The organism is Saccharopolyspora flava, assembly GCF_900116135.1.
Taxonomy (GTDB): Bacteria; Actinomycetota; Actinomycetes; order Mycobacteriales; family Pseudonocardiaceae; genus Saccharopolyspora; species Saccharopolyspora flava.
Window position 1 is genome coordinate 248,246 of the sequence record NZ_FOZX01000002.1, and the last position, 15,968, is coordinate 264,213.

Below are 15,968 nucleotides of genomic sequence, written 5' to 3' on the forward strand. Positions count from 1 at the left end.
GCGGTTGTTCTTCTCCCCGGGCCGGGATGCGACCCCCGCAAGCGAGAGTGATCTCCGCCCGAGGGAGCACCGCTGCGGCGCGCGAGTCCGGACCGCCGTCCGGATGACCGTCGACCGGACCACCGGTCCCGCCGTGCACGCCCCGGGCCCCGGAACCCCCTGGAGGCCGTCGTGCCGAACCTGCCTTCGCTCGGCCTGCGCAACCGCACCGGTCGCGCCGCCCAGCCCGCCGCCACCCGCGCGCCCGCGCCGGTGTCCGCCTACGTGGTGGACTGCGGCGTCTACGTCGACGGCCACCGGCTGGAGGGCACCTGGAACCACGCCGACGCCATCGAGGAGGTCCGCGGGCGCGGGACCGGGTTCGTCTGGATCGGCCTGCACGAGCCGACCGAGGAGCAGATCAACGGCATCGCCGAGACCTTCGGGCTGCACGAGCTCGCGGTCGAGGACGCGGTGCACGCGCACCAGCGCCCCAAGCTGGAGCGCTACGACAACACGCTGTTCATGGTGCTCAAGACGGTCCGCTACGCCGACACCGAAACCCGCACGGCGACCAGCGAGATCGTCGACACCGGTGAGCTGATGGTCTTCCTCGGCCGGGACTTCGTGATCACCGTCCGGCACGGCAAGCACGCCGAGCTGGGCGAGCTGCGCTGCCGGCTGGAGCAGGACCCGGAGCAGCTGGCGCTGGGCCCGTCGGCGGTGCTGCACGGGGTGGCCGACACGGTCGTCGACAACTACCTCGACGTCACCGAGGCGATCCAGGACGACATCGACGAGATCGAGGCCGAGGTCTTCGAACCCCGCACCAAGATCGACGCCGAGCAGATCTACCTGATGAAGCGCGAGGTGATGGAGCTGCGGCGGGCGGTGCAGCCGCTGTCCAAGCCGATGCAGCGGCTGGCCGAGGGCTACACGCCGATGATCGCCGAGGACGTCCGCTCCTACTTCCGCAACGTCGAGGACCACCTGGCTCGGGTCTCGGAGATGGTCGGCTCCTTCGACGAGCTGCTGACCACGCTGGTCGACGCCACGCTGGCCAAGATCACGCTCCAGCAGAACACCGACATGCGCAAGATCTCGGCCTGGGTCGCGATCATCTCCACGCCGACGATGATCGCCGGGATCTACGGCATGAACTTCGACTTCATGCCCGAAACCGGTTGGAAGTTCGGCTATCCGATGGTGATGGTCGTGATGCTCGTGGCCTGCATCGTGCTGTTCAAGATCTTCCGGAAGAACAAGTGGCTGTAACGATTCCGGCCGCTGAGACGATGTTCCAGTTGACAGTGAGGAGGACCGACATGCAAGCGCTGAACGTCTGCGCGCCGATGCGGCAGCGGCTCCTCAACTCGCGGCGGTCCCCGGTGTCGCGCCGGCAGACCGCCGAGAAGTTGTTCCGGCACTCCGCTTGGGTGCAGCGAAAACCCGGCGCGATGTGGGACGTGGTCCCCGCGCCGAGCGCGTCCGCGCGCTGACGGCACCTGCCCGGGTAGACCGCGGGCCCGCATCGTGAAAACGGATCTGCAGCAACCAGACTCTCGTTTTCCCGTTGGGAGGCACCGCCATGACTCGCCTGCTCTCCAGCAAGCTCACCTTCCTCGTCGCCCTGCTCGCGGGCTGGATCGCCACGGAGTTCGTGCTCATCGCGAACCAGCTGTAGCGGCGCGAAGCGCAGCAGTTTCAACCGAAAACTGGTGTTCGTCGTGGGGTGGGGGAAGTTTTCATGAAAACTTCCCCCACCCCACGACGGCGTCCGAGGACCGTCAGCGGATCGTGTCGCCCGTGGCCGGGTCGAACAGGTGGATCTTGCCGGTGTCGAACCAGACCGTGAGCGGCTCCCCCTCCCTGGCCCGCGAGGGCACCGACAGGCGGGTGACCACCTGGCCCTCGTCGGTGGGGACCTCGGAACTGCCGCTGTCGGCGGCGAGTTCGTCGAGCTGATCGCTGCTGGCCTTGGCCCCGGCGAGGGTGAAGTAGACGTACTTGTCCGAGCCCATCTCCTCGACCACGTCCACCTCGGCGGTGAACGTCGCGCCCGCGGACTTGGCCGCGTCGTCGACCAGGGCGGCGTCCTCGAAGTGCTCCGGGCGGATGCCCAGCACCAGCTCGCGAGGGGCGTTGGCGGCCTCGACGGCCTTGCGCAGCCGGTCCGGCAGCGGCACGTCGCCCAGGGCGCTGCGCAGCGTGCCGTCGGCGAGCTCCACCGGCACGAAGTTCATCGCCGGGGACCCGATGAACCCGGCCACGAACAGGTTCGCCGGGTTCTCGTAGAGGTGCTGCGGCGGACCGACCTGCTGCACCACGCCGCCGCGCAGCACCACGACCCGGTCCCCGAGGGTCATCGCCTCGGTCTGGTCGTGGGTGACGTAGACGGTGGTGGTGCCCAGCCGCTTCTGCAGCTTCGACACCGAGGTCCGCATCTGCACCCGCAGCTTGGCGTCCAAGTTGGACAGCGGCTCGTCCATCAGGAAGGCCTTGGGGCTGCGCACGATCGCCCGCCCCATCGCCACCCGCTGCCGCTGGCCGCCGGAGAGGTTCGCGGGCTTGCGGTCCAGATGACCGGACAGGTCGAGGATCTTCGCGGCCTCGGTGACCTTGTCCTTCACCGTCGCGTCGTCCACTTTGGCCAGTCGCAGCGGGAACGCCATGTTCTCGAACACGGTCATGTGCGGGTAGAGCGCGTAGGACTGGAACACCATCGCGATGTCGCGGTCCTTCGGCGCCCGCTCGTTGACCCGCTCGCCGCCGATGCGCAGCTCGCCGCCGCTGATGTCCTCCAGCCCGGCGATCATGTTGAGCGTGGTGGACTTCCCGCAGCCCGAGGGGCCCACCAGGATCACGAACTCGCCGTCGGCGATCTCCAGGTCGACCTCGTCGACCGCCAGCGCCCCGTCCGGGTAGCGCTTGGTCACCTTGTCCAGCACGATGTCGGCCACTTGCTTACCCCTTCACTGCGCCGGACGTCAGCCCGGACACGATGCGTCGCTGGAAGAACAGCACGAACAGGATGATCGGGATGGTGATCACCACGGCGGCCGCCGAGATCGTCCCGGTCGGGTCCTCGAACTGCGAGTCGCCGGTGAAGAACTGCAGCGCCACCGGAACCGTCCGCGAGTTCTCCGTGGACGTCAGCGAGATGGCGAACAGGAAGTCGTTCCAGCAGAAGATGAACACCAGGATCGCGGTGGTGAACACGCCCGGCGCGGCCAGCGGGGCGATGACCCGGCGGAAGGCCTGCGCGGGCGTGGCGCCGTCCATCTTGGCCGCCTTCTCCAGCTCCCAGGGGATCTCCCGGAAGAACGCCGACAGCGTGTAGATCGCCAGCGGCAGCGAGAAGGTGATGTAGGGCAGGATCAGCCCCGGCCAGGTGTCGAAGAGCCCGACGGTCCGCTCGATGTCGAACAACGGCGAGACCAGCGAGACCTGCGGGAACATCGCGATCAGCAGGGACGCCCCGACCAGCGCTCGCTTGCCGGGGAAGTCGAGCCGGGCGATGGCGTAGGCCGCCATGGTGCCCAGCGCGACGGCGATCGCCGTGGCGATCAGCGCGATGCCGATGGAGTTCAGCAGCGCGCGGGTGAACTCGGTGGTGGTGAAGATCGCCGCGTAGTTCTCCAGCGTCCACTCGCGCGGGATGAGGTTCCCGTCGGAGAGGGTGTCGGAGGTCTTGAACGACAGCGACAGGATCCACAGCACCGGCAGCAGCGCGTAGGCCACCACGATGACGTTGAGCGCGGCCCACTTGGCCTTGCGCGCGGGCGTCGGTGTTCCGCCGAGACCGGCCATCAGCGCCTCCCCTCCTCGTCGCTGCCCGGGGCGGCGGTGCCGAAGAGCTTCACGAAGATCCACGCGATGAGCGCGACCGCGATGAAGATCAGCACCGACATGGTCGAGCCGATGCCCAGGTTCAGGCCCTTGATCAGGTTGTTGTAGGCGAGCACCGACACCGAGGAGGTGTCCTGCGCTCCGCCGGTGAGCACCACGATGTGGTCGAAGACGCGGAAGGCGTCGAGGGTGCGGAACAGCAGCGCGACGAGGATCGCCGGCTTCATCACCGGCAGCATGACCTTGACGAACCGCTGCCAGGCGCCCGCGCCGTCCATCGCCGCGGCCTTGAGCAGGTCGTCGGGCACCAGCGCGAGACCGGACATCAGCAGCAGCGCCATGAACGGCGTGGTCTTCCAGATCTCGGCGACGATGACGATCGCCAGCGCGCTGCCGTACTCGGTCAGCGGCGCCCCGTTCGGGGCGATGGCGTTGGCGAGGTAGCCGGTGTCGGGCGTCCAGGCGTAGCGCCAGCTGAACGCGGCGACGACGGTGACGATGCCGTACGGGATGAGGCTGACCGTGCGCACCAGTCCCCTGCCGACCAGCGCCCGGTGCATGATCAGCGCCAGGCCCATGCCGAGCGCGAACTCGATCAGCACCGACACGGCGGTCACCAGGACCGTGACCGCGAAGGCGTTCCACCAGTAGCCGTTGCTCAGCACGGTGATGTAGTTGTCGAACCAGATGAACTCGCGCTGGTCCGGGTACTTCAGGTCGAAGCGCTGGAAGGACAACCAGAACGCGTAGAGGATCGGCCAGCCGGTGACCGCGATCATCACCAGCGCCGCGGGCGCGGCCAGCGCGAGACCGAGCCTGCGCTCGGCCTTCTTGCCGTCGCTGAGGGAGGTGCCGGTCGCCATCAGGGCATCACTCCCTTGGACTCCAGGGCGTTCTGCACCTCGTGGCGCATCCGCTCGGCGGTGGCCTGCGGGTCGATCTCGCCGATCGGGCTGAGCATGTTGGACAGCACCGTCGAGACGTTCTGCGCGGCCGGGGTCACCGGCCGCATCCCCGGGTCCTTGAGGGCTTGCAGGATCGTCTCGTGCATCGGGTACTCGGCCTGCAGCTCCGGGTCGGAGTACAGCGACTCGATGGTGGGCGGCACGCCGTCGTTGATGGCGGAGAACTTCTGGCTCTCCTTGTCCCGCAGGCACTTCGCGGCCTCGAAGGACAGCTCCGGCTTGGTGGAGTAGCTGCTCACCGCGTAGTTGGCGCCGCCGATGGTGGACTTGCTGGGCACGCCGGCGTCGAGCCCGGGCAGCCGCGCCCAGCCGACCTTCTTCGCCAGCTCGGGCTTGTCCTCCTGCATGGAGGCGTAGACGAACGGCCAGTTCAGCTCGAACGCCGACTGCCCGGTCTCGAACTCCTGGCGGGCGTCGTCCTCCTCGGCGTTGTTCATGCCGGGGCTGGTGACGCCCGCGGTGCCGAGGTCGCGCAGCGCCTCCAGCCCGCGCACCGCGCCCTGGTCGACCACGGCATTCTTGCCGTCCTCGCTGAGCACGTGCCCGCCCGCCGATTCCAGCAGCGTGTTGTAGTGCACGTACAGGCCCTCGAACTGGGCGCCGGTGAGGCTGATCCAGTGCGGCTTGCCCTCCTGCTTCAGACGCTGGGCGGTCGAGATCATCTCGTTCCAGGTCTTCGGCGGTTCGGGCACCAGGTCCTTGCGGTACCAGAGCAGCTGCACGTTGGTGTTCTTCGGCGCCGCGTAGAGCTTGCCCTGCCAGGTCGCGGTCTCCAGCGGTCCGGGGAGGGTGTCCCGCTCGACCTCGGCCTTGTCGGCGCCGGTCCACTCGCGGACCCAGTTCGCCTCGGCGAACTCGCCGGTCCAGGTGACGTCGAGGTAGAGCAGGTCCATGCCGGTGTCACCGGCGGCGAGCCGGCGCACCATCTGCTCGCGCTGACCGTCGGCGTCGCGCGGCAGCTTGTGGTAGACGATGTCGTACCTGCCGCCGGACTGCGCGTTGCAGCGGTCGACGTTGTGCTGCAGGTTCTCCTCGGGCGCGCTGTAGAGGTTGATCGTGTTGGCGCTGCTGGCTTGGCCGCACGCGGTCAGCGCCGACGCGCAGACCAGTGACGCGCCCAGCAGCGCCGCCGTGCGAACGCGGCGAACTTTCACTCTCGGTCCTTCCGGTGCACTGGCCGCGGACGCGACCGAGCTCCCGGGATTCGCCAACGCTCCGTCGCATCGCGGACACCGGCGGTCAGCCGGTGGCTGGAAAGCTAGGCGCGATGATCACGGAGGGCAAGCGCTCTCGCGCCTTGTTGCCAACCCGTGAAGAAAGCGGGAACAACAGGCGCACCGGCTCCCCCGTCAGCCGCACCCCGCTTACCCGATTCGGGGGCTGGACCAGGGGTTTCGCTACCGACCGGTAGGGGTTCTCAGGGGTTCTGCGGGCGCATCGCCAGCTTCGCGAGCAGGTCGCGGCCCTGCTCGGCGTGCTTGGGCTGGGCGAGCACGTCGTAACGCCCTGCGACGAGCTGGCTGGCCGAGGAGAAGTCGCGGCGACCGCGCGTGGAGGCGTAGCCGACGGCGGCGAAGACCAGCCCGAACACGATGCCCGCGCCGAGACCGGCCAGCACCGGGGCGATCCAGCTGCCCTGCGGGGTGAACATGCCCATGATCAGGCCGACGAACAGGCCGAACCAGGCGCCGGAGGCGGCACCGCCGCCGAGCACGCGTCCCCAGGTGAGCCTGCCGGTCACGCGCTCGACCAGCATCAGGTCGACGCCCACGATGGTGACCTCCTGCACGGGGAAGTCGCTGTCGGCCAGGTGGTCGACGGCGCGCTGCGCCTCCTCGTACGTGCCGTAGGAACCGATCGGCCACCCGGTCGGCGGCGTGGGCAGGTTCGGTGTGCCCGGCGCCGGCCGGCTGGAGCCGGGGAAGGGGTTGGACACCGCTGACACCTCCGTTGAGCTTGATCCCGGGGACCGCGCGGGGGCCGTGGCCCGATTCCGGCGCAATGTCCGCTCCCCCAGGCTACCGCGCAGCACTCCCCGGGGATCATGAACGTTCTCTCAACGATGCGCAGCCGCAACCCGGACGGGTGGCTTCTCGCCGCGCGGCGCCTCCCGCTGCGGCCGGGGCCGCGGGGCGAGGACGTCGACGGCGCTCACGTGCAGCGCGTGCGCGAAGGCCAGGACCACGACCGTCACCGCCAGCCACGTCCCGGCGCCGAGTCCGGCGTCGGCGCACGCGGCGAGGGCGACGAGGCCCGGCACGAGGGTCACCAGCACCGCGCAGATCCGCGCCGGGCTCCGGTAGGCGACCGCGGCGGGCCAGGTGAGCGCGGTGGCGACGAGCAGGACGCCGAGCGGGCCGAGGCGCAAGCCGGTCTGGTCGAGGGCGAACGCGGCGGCCAGCAGCAGTCCGGCGATCGCCAGGGCGGGTGCCCAGCGGGCGAGTCCGGTGCCGAAGCGGCTGGCCAGGCGACGTCCGGCCCAGACGGCGCAGCCGATCGCGAGCAGCACCGCCCACGGCGTCCAGGCCGTCGTCGGCGCGGCGGAGAAGTCCCCCGGCGCCCACCAGGGCCTGCCCGGTCCGCCCAGGCACATCGCGCCCGGCGGGCAGTCCCCCGGCAGGAGCCCGGAGACCGTGTCCGGCATCGCGCCGGTCCTGGTCAGCGCGACCGACACCGCTGCGGCGAAGCCGAGCAGCGCGGTCCGGGCGGGTGCGGCGATCGCGTGGGCGACGAGCAGCAGCAGCGGCTTGACCAGCACCAACGCGGCGCGGGCGAGCACCCGCAGGACTCCGTTGCCCTGCGGCCGGATCGCGCGCTGCGCCACCAGGCCCACGCGGGTGGCCAGCGACAGCAGCCGGGGTTCGCCGAGGTCGCGGACCCGCTGGCGGCCCACGTCGAAGCGCTCCACCGACCGCGACAGCTCGCTCGGCGCGGGCGGGGCGGGATCGGTCCCGCCCGACGGGTCGGCGCCGGAGGGCACCGACGCCACGTGCGGGATCTCGGCGGCGACGATCGTCCACTGCAGACGTTCGGTGAGCAGCGCGCGGGTCTCGGTCAGCGGGTGCCGGTCGTCGGGGGCGGCGAACAGCGCGTCGAGCTCGCCGCGCACCTCGCCCGCGTGCCGGGCCCACACCTCGGCGAGGAACCCGCGCCACTGCCGCGTCTGCTCCTCGTCGAGCGCGCCCAGCTCGGCCTCGGTCGGCCTGCTGACCACCGACTGCAGGACGTCGCCGAGGGCGTCCGCGTCGCCGTGGCGGGTCAGGCGTTCCGGGTCGGCGAGCATCCCGACGAGCGTGGCGGCGGCGTCCATCCGGCCCCACATCCAGTCGTTGGCGCGCCACTTCGCCGACAGGAACGCGCCGAAGCTGCCCAGGTCCAGGCCCCGGATCTTGTCCTCGATGCGCAACCGGCCGTCCCGGCGCAGCGCGGTGAACGGCAGCGGGGTGTGCTCGTCGCTGACCACGCGCAGCAGGTCGATGCGGTTGGTGGGGACGCGACCGACGTCCAGCGGGGCGGTGAGCACCACCAGCTGCCGCAGCACCTCCGGGATCCGGTCGGTGGTCTCCAGCAGCGCGTATCCGACCCGCTCGGCCTCGACGGGTTCCGCGCGCGGCGGCGCGGCCTCGGCGAGGCGGCGGGCGATGTCGTGCAGCACCTCGCGGGCGCGCGCGACCGCGTCCACGCCCTCGGCGTCGGGGGCCGCATCGGCGCCCGAGGAGTCCACGATGGACTGGAGCTCGGCGGCGAACTCCGCCAGGGCCTGCTGGAACCCCTCGCCGTCGGCCACCGCGCGCAGCACCGCGCCGAGCAGCGGTTCGATCGGCGACGGCAGCCGGTGCTGGAGACGTTCCCGGCGGCGCCGCACCCGGCGGATCCAGTCGTCGAGCTCCGCGGTCTCCACGATCGGCTCCAGCCGGGCGCCGTTGATCCAGTACCGGTCGGCGTGCCCGGCGAGCACGGTCGCGAACGTCCGCAGCCGGTACAGCTGCGCCTTGCACGGCCCCACCTGGGCGGACCGCTCGACGTCCCAGGACCAGCCGAGGCATTCGGCGATCGCCGCCCGCAGCCCGTGCGCGTCGTCGAAGATCTCCAGCCCGGTCTCGGCGGCCAGCGCCGAGAGCCGTTGCGGCAGCCGGTCGCGGGCCTGCGCGGACCACTCCGCGAGCGGATCACCGATCACCGGCGGCAGCAGCGTGCCGTCCTCGCTGCCCGCCGGGTCGATCAGCAGCTCGTGCACGGCCTGGGCGTCCAGCTCCGCGCGCACCACCGCGTTGTCCGAGGCCACCGCCGAGCTGAGTTCGCCCAGAGCGCTGGGGTTCTCGCGCAGCGGGGCGAACAACGCCCTGCGGCGCAGCGCGTTCCGCTCCACGGCCCGGTTGTGGTCGGCGAGCACGTCCAGGTCCGACAGCAGCGACTCCTGGGTGAACCGGCCGCGCAGCGCCGCCGCGGTCACCGGCAGCGCGCGGCCGGACCCGCGCTGGCCGTGCGAGACGACCGGATCGGGGTTGAGGTAGAGCAGGAAGCGCTTGGTGGGGCGGTCGGCGGGTGCCGCGGCGATCGCCTCGATGGCGGCGGCGACCGGGATGTTGTCCAGCACCCCGCCGTCGATGACGCGGAACGGCGTTGCGCCCGTGCTGGTCTCGGAGAACAGGCCCAGCATGTCCGGCTCCCCCGCCGGGGGTGCGCCGGGCCCGGAGCGCACCTGCGCCGGTTCGAAGGCGAACGGGAACGACGAGGTGGCGCGGGCCGCGTGCGCCAGCCGCAGCGCGGTGTCGCCGACGTCGCCGAAGTCCGACAGCGGATCGCCCGCCCGGCCCTCGTGGTGGAACGTCAACCGCGCGGCCCGCTTCTCCAGCGGCATCGGCCCGACGCGGGCGTCGTAGCGCCGCTCCACCAGCGGGTCCAGCAGGGTCGCGGTGAGCAGCATGTCCGCGCGGCGGCCCGGGTGCTCCTCGACCGGCGGGACGTTGTCGCGGATGATGCGGGCGAGCTCGGTGCGGAAGTACTCGTCGCCCTCCAGCAGCGAGACCGGGCCGCGCTGCCAGAACTTCGGCACCGGCCGCGACATCGCCTTCAGGTCGGCCAGCTGCACCCACATCCGGCGCATCAGGTCGAACGGCAGGCCGTAGACCAGGGTCGCCGACATCAGCGCGGCGTTGAGCCCGCCCGCCGACGCCCCGGCCAGCACGTCCACGCTCGCCGACCGGTACCCGGCCGCGCGCGCCAAAGCCGCCCAGGGGTGGTCGGTTTCGCCCTCCAGCGACTCCCGGAACCGGTTGATCTCGGCGACCGCGCCGCCGATCCACACCGCCATGCTCGCGCCCCCGCGCATGGCAAGAGCCAGACGCAGTTCATCACCGTCGCCCACGATCACCAACGTAGCGCTTTTCAGAGACTGCTGGACTCACTTTGCTCAGCGGTGCGGGTAGCGGAACCTGAGCGCTTCCGTGGACTCCGTGCGCCGCTCCTGATGTATGCCAATACACGGCGTCCCGGCGTACTCGCCACGAAAGCGCTCAGAACCCGCGGCGGTGCAAGCTGAGTCCCACACCTGAAGACGTGATCAGCCTTCCGGCGGAGTCCAGCGGTCGGTGCGGGACATGCCCGCCGCCCGGCCCTTCCCGGCGATGACCAGGGCCATCTTGCGGGAGGCCTCGTCGATCATCTCGTCGCCGAGCATCGCCGCACCGCGCGCGCCACCGGCGGCGGAGGTGTGCCACTCGTAGGCGTCGAGGATGTTCTCGGCGTGGTCGTAGTCGGCCTGGCGCGGCGAGAACAGCTCGTTGACCGCGTCGACCTGCGCGGGGTGCAGCACCCACTTGCCGTCGAAACCGAGCGCGGCGGAACGACCTCCGACCTCGCGCAGCCCGTCGACGTCCTTGATCTGCAGGTAGGGCCCGTCGATGGCCTGCACGTCGGCGGCGCGCGCCGCGGTGAGGATGCGGAACAGCGTGTAGTGGTAGGCGTCGCCGACGTCGTAGCCGGGCGGCTGATGCCCGACGACCAGCGAGCGCATGTTCACCGAGGCCATGAAGTCCGCCGGCCCGTAGATCAGCGCCTCCACGCGGGGAGCGCGGGCGATCGCGTCGATCTCGACCAGGCCGCGCGCGTCCTCGATCTGCGGCTCGATGCCGATCCGCCCGATCTCCAGGCCCATCGCGCGCTCGATCTGGGTGAGCGTGAGGTCCAGCCAGCGCACGTGATCCGGGGTGGAGACCTTCGGCAGGATGATCGTGTCCAGGTCCGCGCCCGCGCCCTCGACGACGGCGACGACGTCGCGGTAGGTCCACTCGGTGTCCAGGGCGTTGACCCGCACCGACCGCACCTTGCCGTCCCAGCCGCCCTCGGTGAGCGCGCCGACGATCCGCTCCCGCGCCTCGGCCTTGGCCAGCGGCGCGACCGCGTCCTCCAGGTCGAGGAAGAACTGGTCGACGGCCAGCCCGCGAGCCTTGTCGATCATCTTCGCGCTCGAACCGGGCACCGCCAGGCAACTGCGCCGGGCACGACGACCGTCCACGTCGACCTCCACATCTCTAAGAGCAGCGCTAGCTGTCTATCACGTGGGGTCGAGGTCGGCGTAGAGGTCGAGGATCGCCGGGGCTGTGACGTGGTGCCGCTCGTACTCGGCGCGGGTGAACCAGCCGAGCTCGGCGATCTCCGCCGAGGCGACCGGTTCGCCGTCGAAAGTGCCCGTGTAGCAGGCGAGATCGACCTTCACGCCCTCGCCGCGCCCGACGGCGTCGTTGAAGTAGCGGGCGTAGAACTCGGCCTCGCCCAGGACGACGCCGAGCTCCTCGGCGACCTCGCGGTGCAGCGCCTCGCGCTCGGTCTCGCCCGGTTCGATGCCGCCGCCGGGCAGGTAGAAGGCCTCCTGGTCGGCGGAGCGGACCAGCAGCAACCGCCGGTCGCAGAACCGCACCAGGCCGACCGCCTTGATCAGTGAGCTCACCCGCTCATGCTTGCGCACGCTGACCGGGTGGCGAGGGCACACCCCCGTCCGCCAGCCGTTCGCAGGCGCGCACCAGGGTTTCGAGCTCTCCGTCGGCGGCGTTGAGGAAGTACCGCGCGACACCGTGCCGGTGGGTCGCCGCGGCCATCCGCAGCCGTCCCTCACCACGCTCGGTGATCACGGCCTGCACGCCGCGCCCGTCGGAGTCCACGCGCACGCGGCGCACCAGCCCGAGCCGTTCGAGCCGGTCCACCAGCCGGGTCACCCCGGACCGGGACAGCAGCACGACATCGGCGAGTTCGGTCATCCGGAGCCGCTGCTCCGGTGCTTCGGCCAGCGCTTCCAGCACGTCGTAGGCGGCCAGGGTGAGCCGCTGCTCCGCGATGAGGTCGCCTTCCAGGCAGCGCGTGACCCGGGCGTGCGCGCGGAGGAAGCTGCGGTACGCCAGCAGTTCGCTTCGAGTGGGTAATCGGTCCAAAGCCGTCTCGGCCACGTGACGGATATTACTGTCCGCACGCACTTGACTTCGCAGCGCCCCCGGTTTAGAGGCGAGCGATCGCCCTACCGGCGCAGATGGTGGGCTACTGGTCCGTAACATGGGATTGCCGGAATCGGGTGTGAGACCCTTTTCTGGTTCGGCGGGACGCGTCCCGTCCCCACCACGTTCACCAACGCTTGTCGAGGTAACCGTGACCAGTACGCAGTCCGCACCGACCGAGGACGCCGTCCGCCAGGCGCTCACCAAGGTCGAGGACCCGGAGATCCGCAAGCCGATCACCGACCTGGGCATGGTCAAGAGCGTGTCCGTCGGCGACGGCGGCGCGGTGACGGTCGAGGTCTACCTGACGGTCCAGGGCTGCCCGATGCGCGAGACGATCACGCAGCGGGTCAACGACGCCGTCGCCGCGGTCGACGGCGTGTCCTCGGTGCAGGTCGAGCTCGACGTGATGAGCGACGAGCAGCGCTCCGAGCTGCGCCGCAGCCTGCGCGGCGACTCCGAGGAACCCCGCATCCCGTTCGCCGAGCCCGGCTCGATGACCCGCGTCTACTGCGTGGCCTCGGGCAAGGGCGGCGTCGGCAAGTCCAGCGTGACGGTCAACCTGGCCGCCTCGATGGCCGCCAGGGGCCTGTCGGTCGGCGTCGTCGACGCCGACATCTACGGCCACTCCGTGCCGCGGATGCTGGGCGCGGGCGGCAAGCCCACCCAGGTCGAGAAGATGATCATGCCGCCGCAGTCGCACGGCGTGAAGGTCATCTCGATCGGCATGTTCACCCCCGGCAACACCCCGGTGGTCTGGCGCGGGCCGATGCTGCACCGCGCGCTGCAGCAGTTCCTCGCCGACGTCTTCTGGGGCGACCTGGACGTGCTGCTGCTGGACCTGCCGCCCGGCACCGGTGACGTCGCGCTGTCGACCGCCCAGCTCATCCCCAACGCCGAGATCCTGGTGGTCACCACCCCGCAGCAGGCCGCCGCCGAGGTGGCCGAGCGCGCGGGCGCGATCGCCATGCAGACCCGCCAGCGGCTGGCCGGCGTCGTGGAGAACATGTCCTGGATGGAGATGCCCGACGGCCAGCGCATGGACGTCTTCGGTTCCGGCGGTGGCCAGATCGTGGCCGACTCGCTGAGCCGCTCGCTGGGCACCGAGGTGCCGCTGCTCGGCCAGATCCCGCTCGACCCGAGGCTCCGCGAGTGCGGCGACGCGGGCGAGCCGTTGGTCCTGCAGGAGCCGGACTCCCCGGCGGGCGCGGCCCTCAACGACATCGCCAAGCGCCTCGGCACCCGAGCCCGGGGCCTCGCGGGCAAGCTCCTGTCGGTGTCGCCCGCTTAAACCTTCGCGACGGCGAGAAGGCCTGGTCCGGTGGGTAATGTCACCGGGACCAGGCTTTCGTCGTCTTGGACGGCTTTGACCAGGTCGCGGATGGCCGTGGCCAGGGCGCTCCGGCCGTCGTCGGGGTCGCCGCCGAGCTGGACGCCGGCGAAGACGATGACGCCGCCCGGGCGCAGCAGCCGGGTGCCCAGCTCCAGGTAGGCGGGGTAGTCGGTGCTCGCGACGCCGACCGAGACCAGGTCGTAGCCGCCTTCGGTGAAGCGCGGCAGCATCTCCACCGCGCAGCCGGTGATCAGCCGCGTGCGGGATGGGGCGACGCCCTCCTCGCGCAGCGCGGCGCGGGCGATCCGCTGGTTGACCGGGTCGGCGTCGATCGAGGTCAGCACGCCCTCGGGCAGCATCCCGCGGAGCAGCCAGCCCGCGCTCTCGCCGGAGCCGGTGCCGATCTCGACGACGGCCTTGGCCCGCAGCGCGGCCGCGAGGAACCGCAGCACGTGCAGCGACGACGCACCGACCGGCGAGTCCTGCGGACCGTCGCCGACCGGGCGAGCGCGCGTCCGCTCCCCCATCGCATAGCCGCCCATCGAGTAGCGGGCCACCGACCTCTCGGGTATCACAACGCGAAAGGTTATCGGCGCCGCGCGCACAAATGATGTTTCCGGGCGACATCGTTAGAAGCCCGTTTCCATGCGCGACATTTCCTCACCCTGAGTGACCAGCGCGGCGCGGCCGAGTGGGTGAGGGGTGGCTCACCCGGACTCTCAGGCCCTTCTCAGGCGGCTTTCATGCCCACTTCACCAGGGAGGACGACAGTGGACGTCATACACCGACACCCATCGGCGTCTCACCGGTGGGCGGGTCGCGGGAACAACGCTCCAGCGCCGCTCGTTCTGGTAGATGCAAGCCCACAGGAGGTGGCTCTTCGCCCGATGGCAACACAGCCGATGAGCGTGGCCCCCGGCACCGACCGGACCCACGAGAGCAGCGCTTCGCCGAGTCCCGTCTCACCCGGCGCGGAGGAGGCGGCCTGGACCCCGCCCAGCTGGGACGAGGTGGTCCGGCAACACGCGGACCGGGTCTACCGGCTCGCCTACCGACTGTCCGGCAACCAGCACGACGCCGAGGACCTCACCCAGGAGACCTTCATCCGGGTGTTCCGCTCCCTGGCCTCGTACAAGCCGGGCACGTTCGAGGGCTGGCTGCACCGCATCACCACGAACCTGTTCCTGGACATGGCCCGCCGCAGGTCCCGCCTGCGCATGGAGGGCCTGCCCGAGGACACCGACCGGCTGCCCGGTGGCGGCCCGACGCCCGAGCAGGTGTTCCACGACACCCACCTCGACCCGGACCTGCAGGCGGCGCTGGACAAGCTCCCGCCGGAGTTCCGCGCGGCCATCGTGCTCTGCGACGTCGAGGGCCTGTCGTACGAGGAGATCGGTACCACCCTGGGAGTGAAGCTGGGTACCGTGCGCAGCAGGATTCACCGCGGTCGCCAGATGCTCAAGAGCTCCCTCGAGGCGACCCGAGAACAAGCCGGGAGGAAAGACGGATGACGGTTCTGCGGGGGTGGGGGCTGTCCGAGCAGCACCTCGCGCTGGACGCTCTCGTCGCGTTCGTCGACGGTGAGCTCAGCCCGAGCGCCCACGACCGCGCGGTGGCCCACCTGGCCGGGTGCCCCGCGTGCGCGGCGGACGCCGCCGCGCAGCGGCAGGCCCGCGCGGCGGTCCGCGCCGCCGACGCGCCCTCGGTCTCGCCGCAGCTCCTGCAGGCGCTGCAGGCCATCCCCTCCAGCGCCGAGCTCCCCGCACAACCTGAGAACCTCGCGCTGACCGACGACGGTCAGCTGGTCACCGTGTCCCGCCCGAACCGCGTGAAGGGCTTCGGCAGCGGGCCGGTGCTGGGTTCGTCCACCCCGCTCGGCGGCTCGCAGCAGCCGCTGGGCACCTCAGTGACCTCCTACGACGACTCCGAGGACGGCGAGCGCCGGGCCGCCCGCCGCACCCGGCAGGGCGCCGGCGTGGTCTTCTCCGGCCTGGTCCTCGGGGCCCTGACGCTGCTGAACGTCCCGGTCACCGACGACGACGGCCAGCCGCTGCAGGGCGCGCCGATGCCGATGCCCGGCGGATCGTTCACCAACGCCGTCATCCCGGCCGCGGGCAACACCGCGCTGCCGTCGGAGAGCACGCCCGTCTCCAGCCAGACCGCTCCCGCCCAGGTCCCGGACGCTCCCCGGGTCCCCGACACGCCTCAGCTGCCCGACGCGCCGCCGGATCCCTCGGCCGCGCTGCCGTCCACCGCGGCGAGCGCCCCTCCCGCCGGGTAACGAACTGGCGAGTTCGCGCCCACTCCACACCGACTTCACCGCGCTGCGGGCAAAATGGGGGCGTCGGCACCATG

General features: G+C 71.1%; 15 protein-coding genes. 5 read left to right on the forward strand and 10 right to left on the reverse strand.

Going from position 1 to position 15,968, the window contains the following annotated elements:
* Window positions 1-171 precede the first annotated feature (171 nt).
* Window positions 172-1,254 (forward strand): magnesium/cobalt transporter CorA, encoded by a 1,083-nt coding sequence (corA, locus tag BM424_RS08010; protein WP_093415033.1) that lies wholly within the window; start codon window positions 172-174, stop codon window positions 1,252-1,254.
* A 50-nt stretch (window positions 1,255-1,304) separates the two neighbouring features.
* Window positions 1,305-1,478 carry a hypothetical protein gene (locus BM424_RS28750; protein WP_175547981.1) on the forward strand — a complete coding sequence of 58 codons (174 nt, stop codon included), beginning with the start codon at window positions 1,305-1,307 and terminating at the stop codon, window positions 1,476-1,478.
* Between the two features lie 288 nt (window positions 1,479-1,766).
* Here the strand turns inward: BM424_RS28750 and BM424_RS08020 are convergent, their stop codons facing one another.
* The 9 genes from BM424_RS08020 to BM424_RS08060 all read right to left on the reverse strand — a co-directional run bounded on the left by BM424_RS08020 (window position 1,767) and on the right by BM424_RS08060 (window position 12,235).
* Window positions 1,767-2,939, reverse strand: a complete 1,173-nt coding sequence (locus BM424_RS08020; protein WP_093415036.1) for an ABC transporter ATP-binding protein — start codon at window positions 2,937-2,939, stop codon at window positions 1,767-1,769.
* Window positions 2,940-2,943: 4 nt separating this feature from the next.
* Window positions 2,944-3,789 (reverse strand): carbohydrate ABC transporter permease, encoded by an 846-nt coding sequence (locus BM424_RS08025; RefSeq protein ID WP_093415038.1) that lies wholly within the window; start codon window positions 3,787-3,789, stop codon window positions 2,944-2,946.
* Window positions 3,789-4,691: a carbohydrate ABC transporter permease gene (locus tag BM424_RS08030; RefSeq protein ID WP_093415039.1), complete on the reverse strand. Its 903-nt coding sequence runs from the start codon at window positions 4,689-4,691 to the stop codon at window positions 3,789-3,791. The genes BM424_RS08025 and BM424_RS08030 overlap by 1 nt, the downstream gene beginning before the upstream one ends.
* The gene (locus BM424_RS08035) at window positions 4,691-5,947 is read right to left on the reverse strand and encodes an ABC transporter substrate-binding protein (protein WP_175547982.1); all 1,257 of its coding nucleotides are present in this window, start codon (window positions 5,945-5,947) and stop codon (window positions 4,691-4,693) included. The genes BM424_RS08030 and BM424_RS08035 overlap by 1 nt, the downstream gene beginning before the upstream one ends.
* Window positions 5,948-6,210: 263 nt before the next feature.
* A complete protein-coding gene (locus tag BM424_RS08040) occupies window positions 6,211-6,729 on the reverse strand; it encodes a YflT domain-containing protein (RefSeq protein WP_093415041.1) in 519 nt (172 codons plus the stop codon).
* A 120-nt stretch (window positions 6,730-6,849) separates the two neighbouring features.
* Window positions 6,850-10,161 (reverse strand): patatin-like protein, encoded by a 3,312-nt coding sequence (locus tag BM424_RS08045; RefSeq protein WP_245775701.1) that lies wholly within the window; start codon window positions 10,159-10,161, stop codon window positions 6,850-6,852.
* Between the two features lie 195 nt (window positions 10,162-10,356).
* Window positions 10,357-11,310 (reverse strand): HpcH/HpaI aldolase/citrate lyase family protein, encoded by a 954-nt coding sequence (locus BM424_RS08050; protein WP_093415690.1) that lies wholly within the window; start codon window positions 11,308-11,310, stop codon window positions 10,357-10,359.
* A 39-nt stretch (window positions 11,311-11,349) separates the two neighbouring features.
* Entirely contained in the window at window positions 11,350-11,742 is a 393-nt protein-coding gene (locus BM424_RS08055; RefSeq protein ID WP_093415044.1) for an NUDIX hydrolase, read from the reverse strand.
* Between the two features lie 4 nt (window positions 11,743-11,746).
* Window positions 11,747-12,235, reverse strand: a complete 489-nt coding sequence (locus tag BM424_RS08060) for a MarR family winged helix-turn-helix transcriptional regulator (RefSeq protein WP_175547983.1) — start codon at window positions 12,233-12,235, stop codon at window positions 11,747-11,749.
* A 196-nt stretch (window positions 12,236-12,431) separates the two neighbouring features.
* Here BM424_RS08060 and BM424_RS08065 point away from each other — a divergent pair, with 196 nt between their 5' ends.
* On the forward strand, window positions 12,432-13,571 hold the full coding sequence (locus BM424_RS08065) for an Mrp/NBP35 family ATP-binding protein (protein WP_093415046.1): 1,140 nt from the start codon (window positions 12,432-12,434) through the stop codon (window positions 13,569-13,571).
* On the opposite strand, the gene BM424_RS08070 is transcribed toward BM424_RS08065, so the two are convergent.
* A complete protein-coding gene (locus tag BM424_RS08070) occupies window positions 13,568-14,188 on the reverse strand; it encodes an O-methyltransferase (RefSeq protein WP_245775702.1) in 621 nt (206 codons plus the stop codon). The two genes, BM424_RS08065 and BM424_RS08070, sit on opposite strands and share 4 nt — an antisense overlap.
* A 312-nt stretch (window positions 14,189-14,500) precedes the next feature.
* Between BM424_RS08070 and sigE the strand changes: the two genes are divergently transcribed.
* Both sigE and BM424_RS08080 read left to right on the forward strand, forming a co-directional pair.
* On the forward strand, window positions 14,501-15,124 hold the full coding sequence (gene sigE / locus BM424_RS08075) for an RNA polymerase sigma factor SigE (protein ID WP_245775703.1): 624 nt from the start codon (window positions 14,501-14,503) through the stop codon (window positions 15,122-15,124).
* Entirely contained in the window at window positions 15,121-15,894 is a 774-nt protein-coding gene (locus tag BM424_RS08080) for a zf-HC2 domain-containing protein (RefSeq protein WP_175547984.1), read from the forward strand. The genes sigE and BM424_RS08080 overlap by 4 nt, the downstream gene beginning before the upstream one ends.
* Window positions 15,895-15,968 lie beyond the last annotated feature (74 nt).

What these genes read in the sequence shown, in the direction of transcription:
- BM424_RS08025 (WP_093415038.1), bottom strand. Translation starts at nt 3,789, where the DNA reads ATGGCCGGTCTCGGCGGAACACCGACGCCCGCGCGCAAGGCCAAGTGG.
- BM424_RS28750 (WP_175547981.1), top strand. Translation starts at nt 1,305, where the DNA reads ATGCAAGCGCTGAACGTCTGCGCGCCGATGCGGCAGCGGCTCCTCAAC.
- sigE (WP_245775703.1), top strand. Translation starts at nt 14,501, where the DNA reads ATGGCAACACAGCCGATGAGCGTGGCCCCCGGCACCGACCGGACCCAC.
- BM424_RS08080 (WP_175547984.1), top strand. Translation starts at nt 15,121, where the DNA reads ATGACGGTTCTGCGGGGGTGGGGGCTGTCCGAGCAGCACCTCGCGCTG.
- BM424_RS08030 (WP_093415039.1), bottom strand. Translation starts at nt 4,691, where the DNA reads ATGGCGACCGGCACCTCCCTCAGCGACGGCAAGAAGGCCGAGCGCAGG.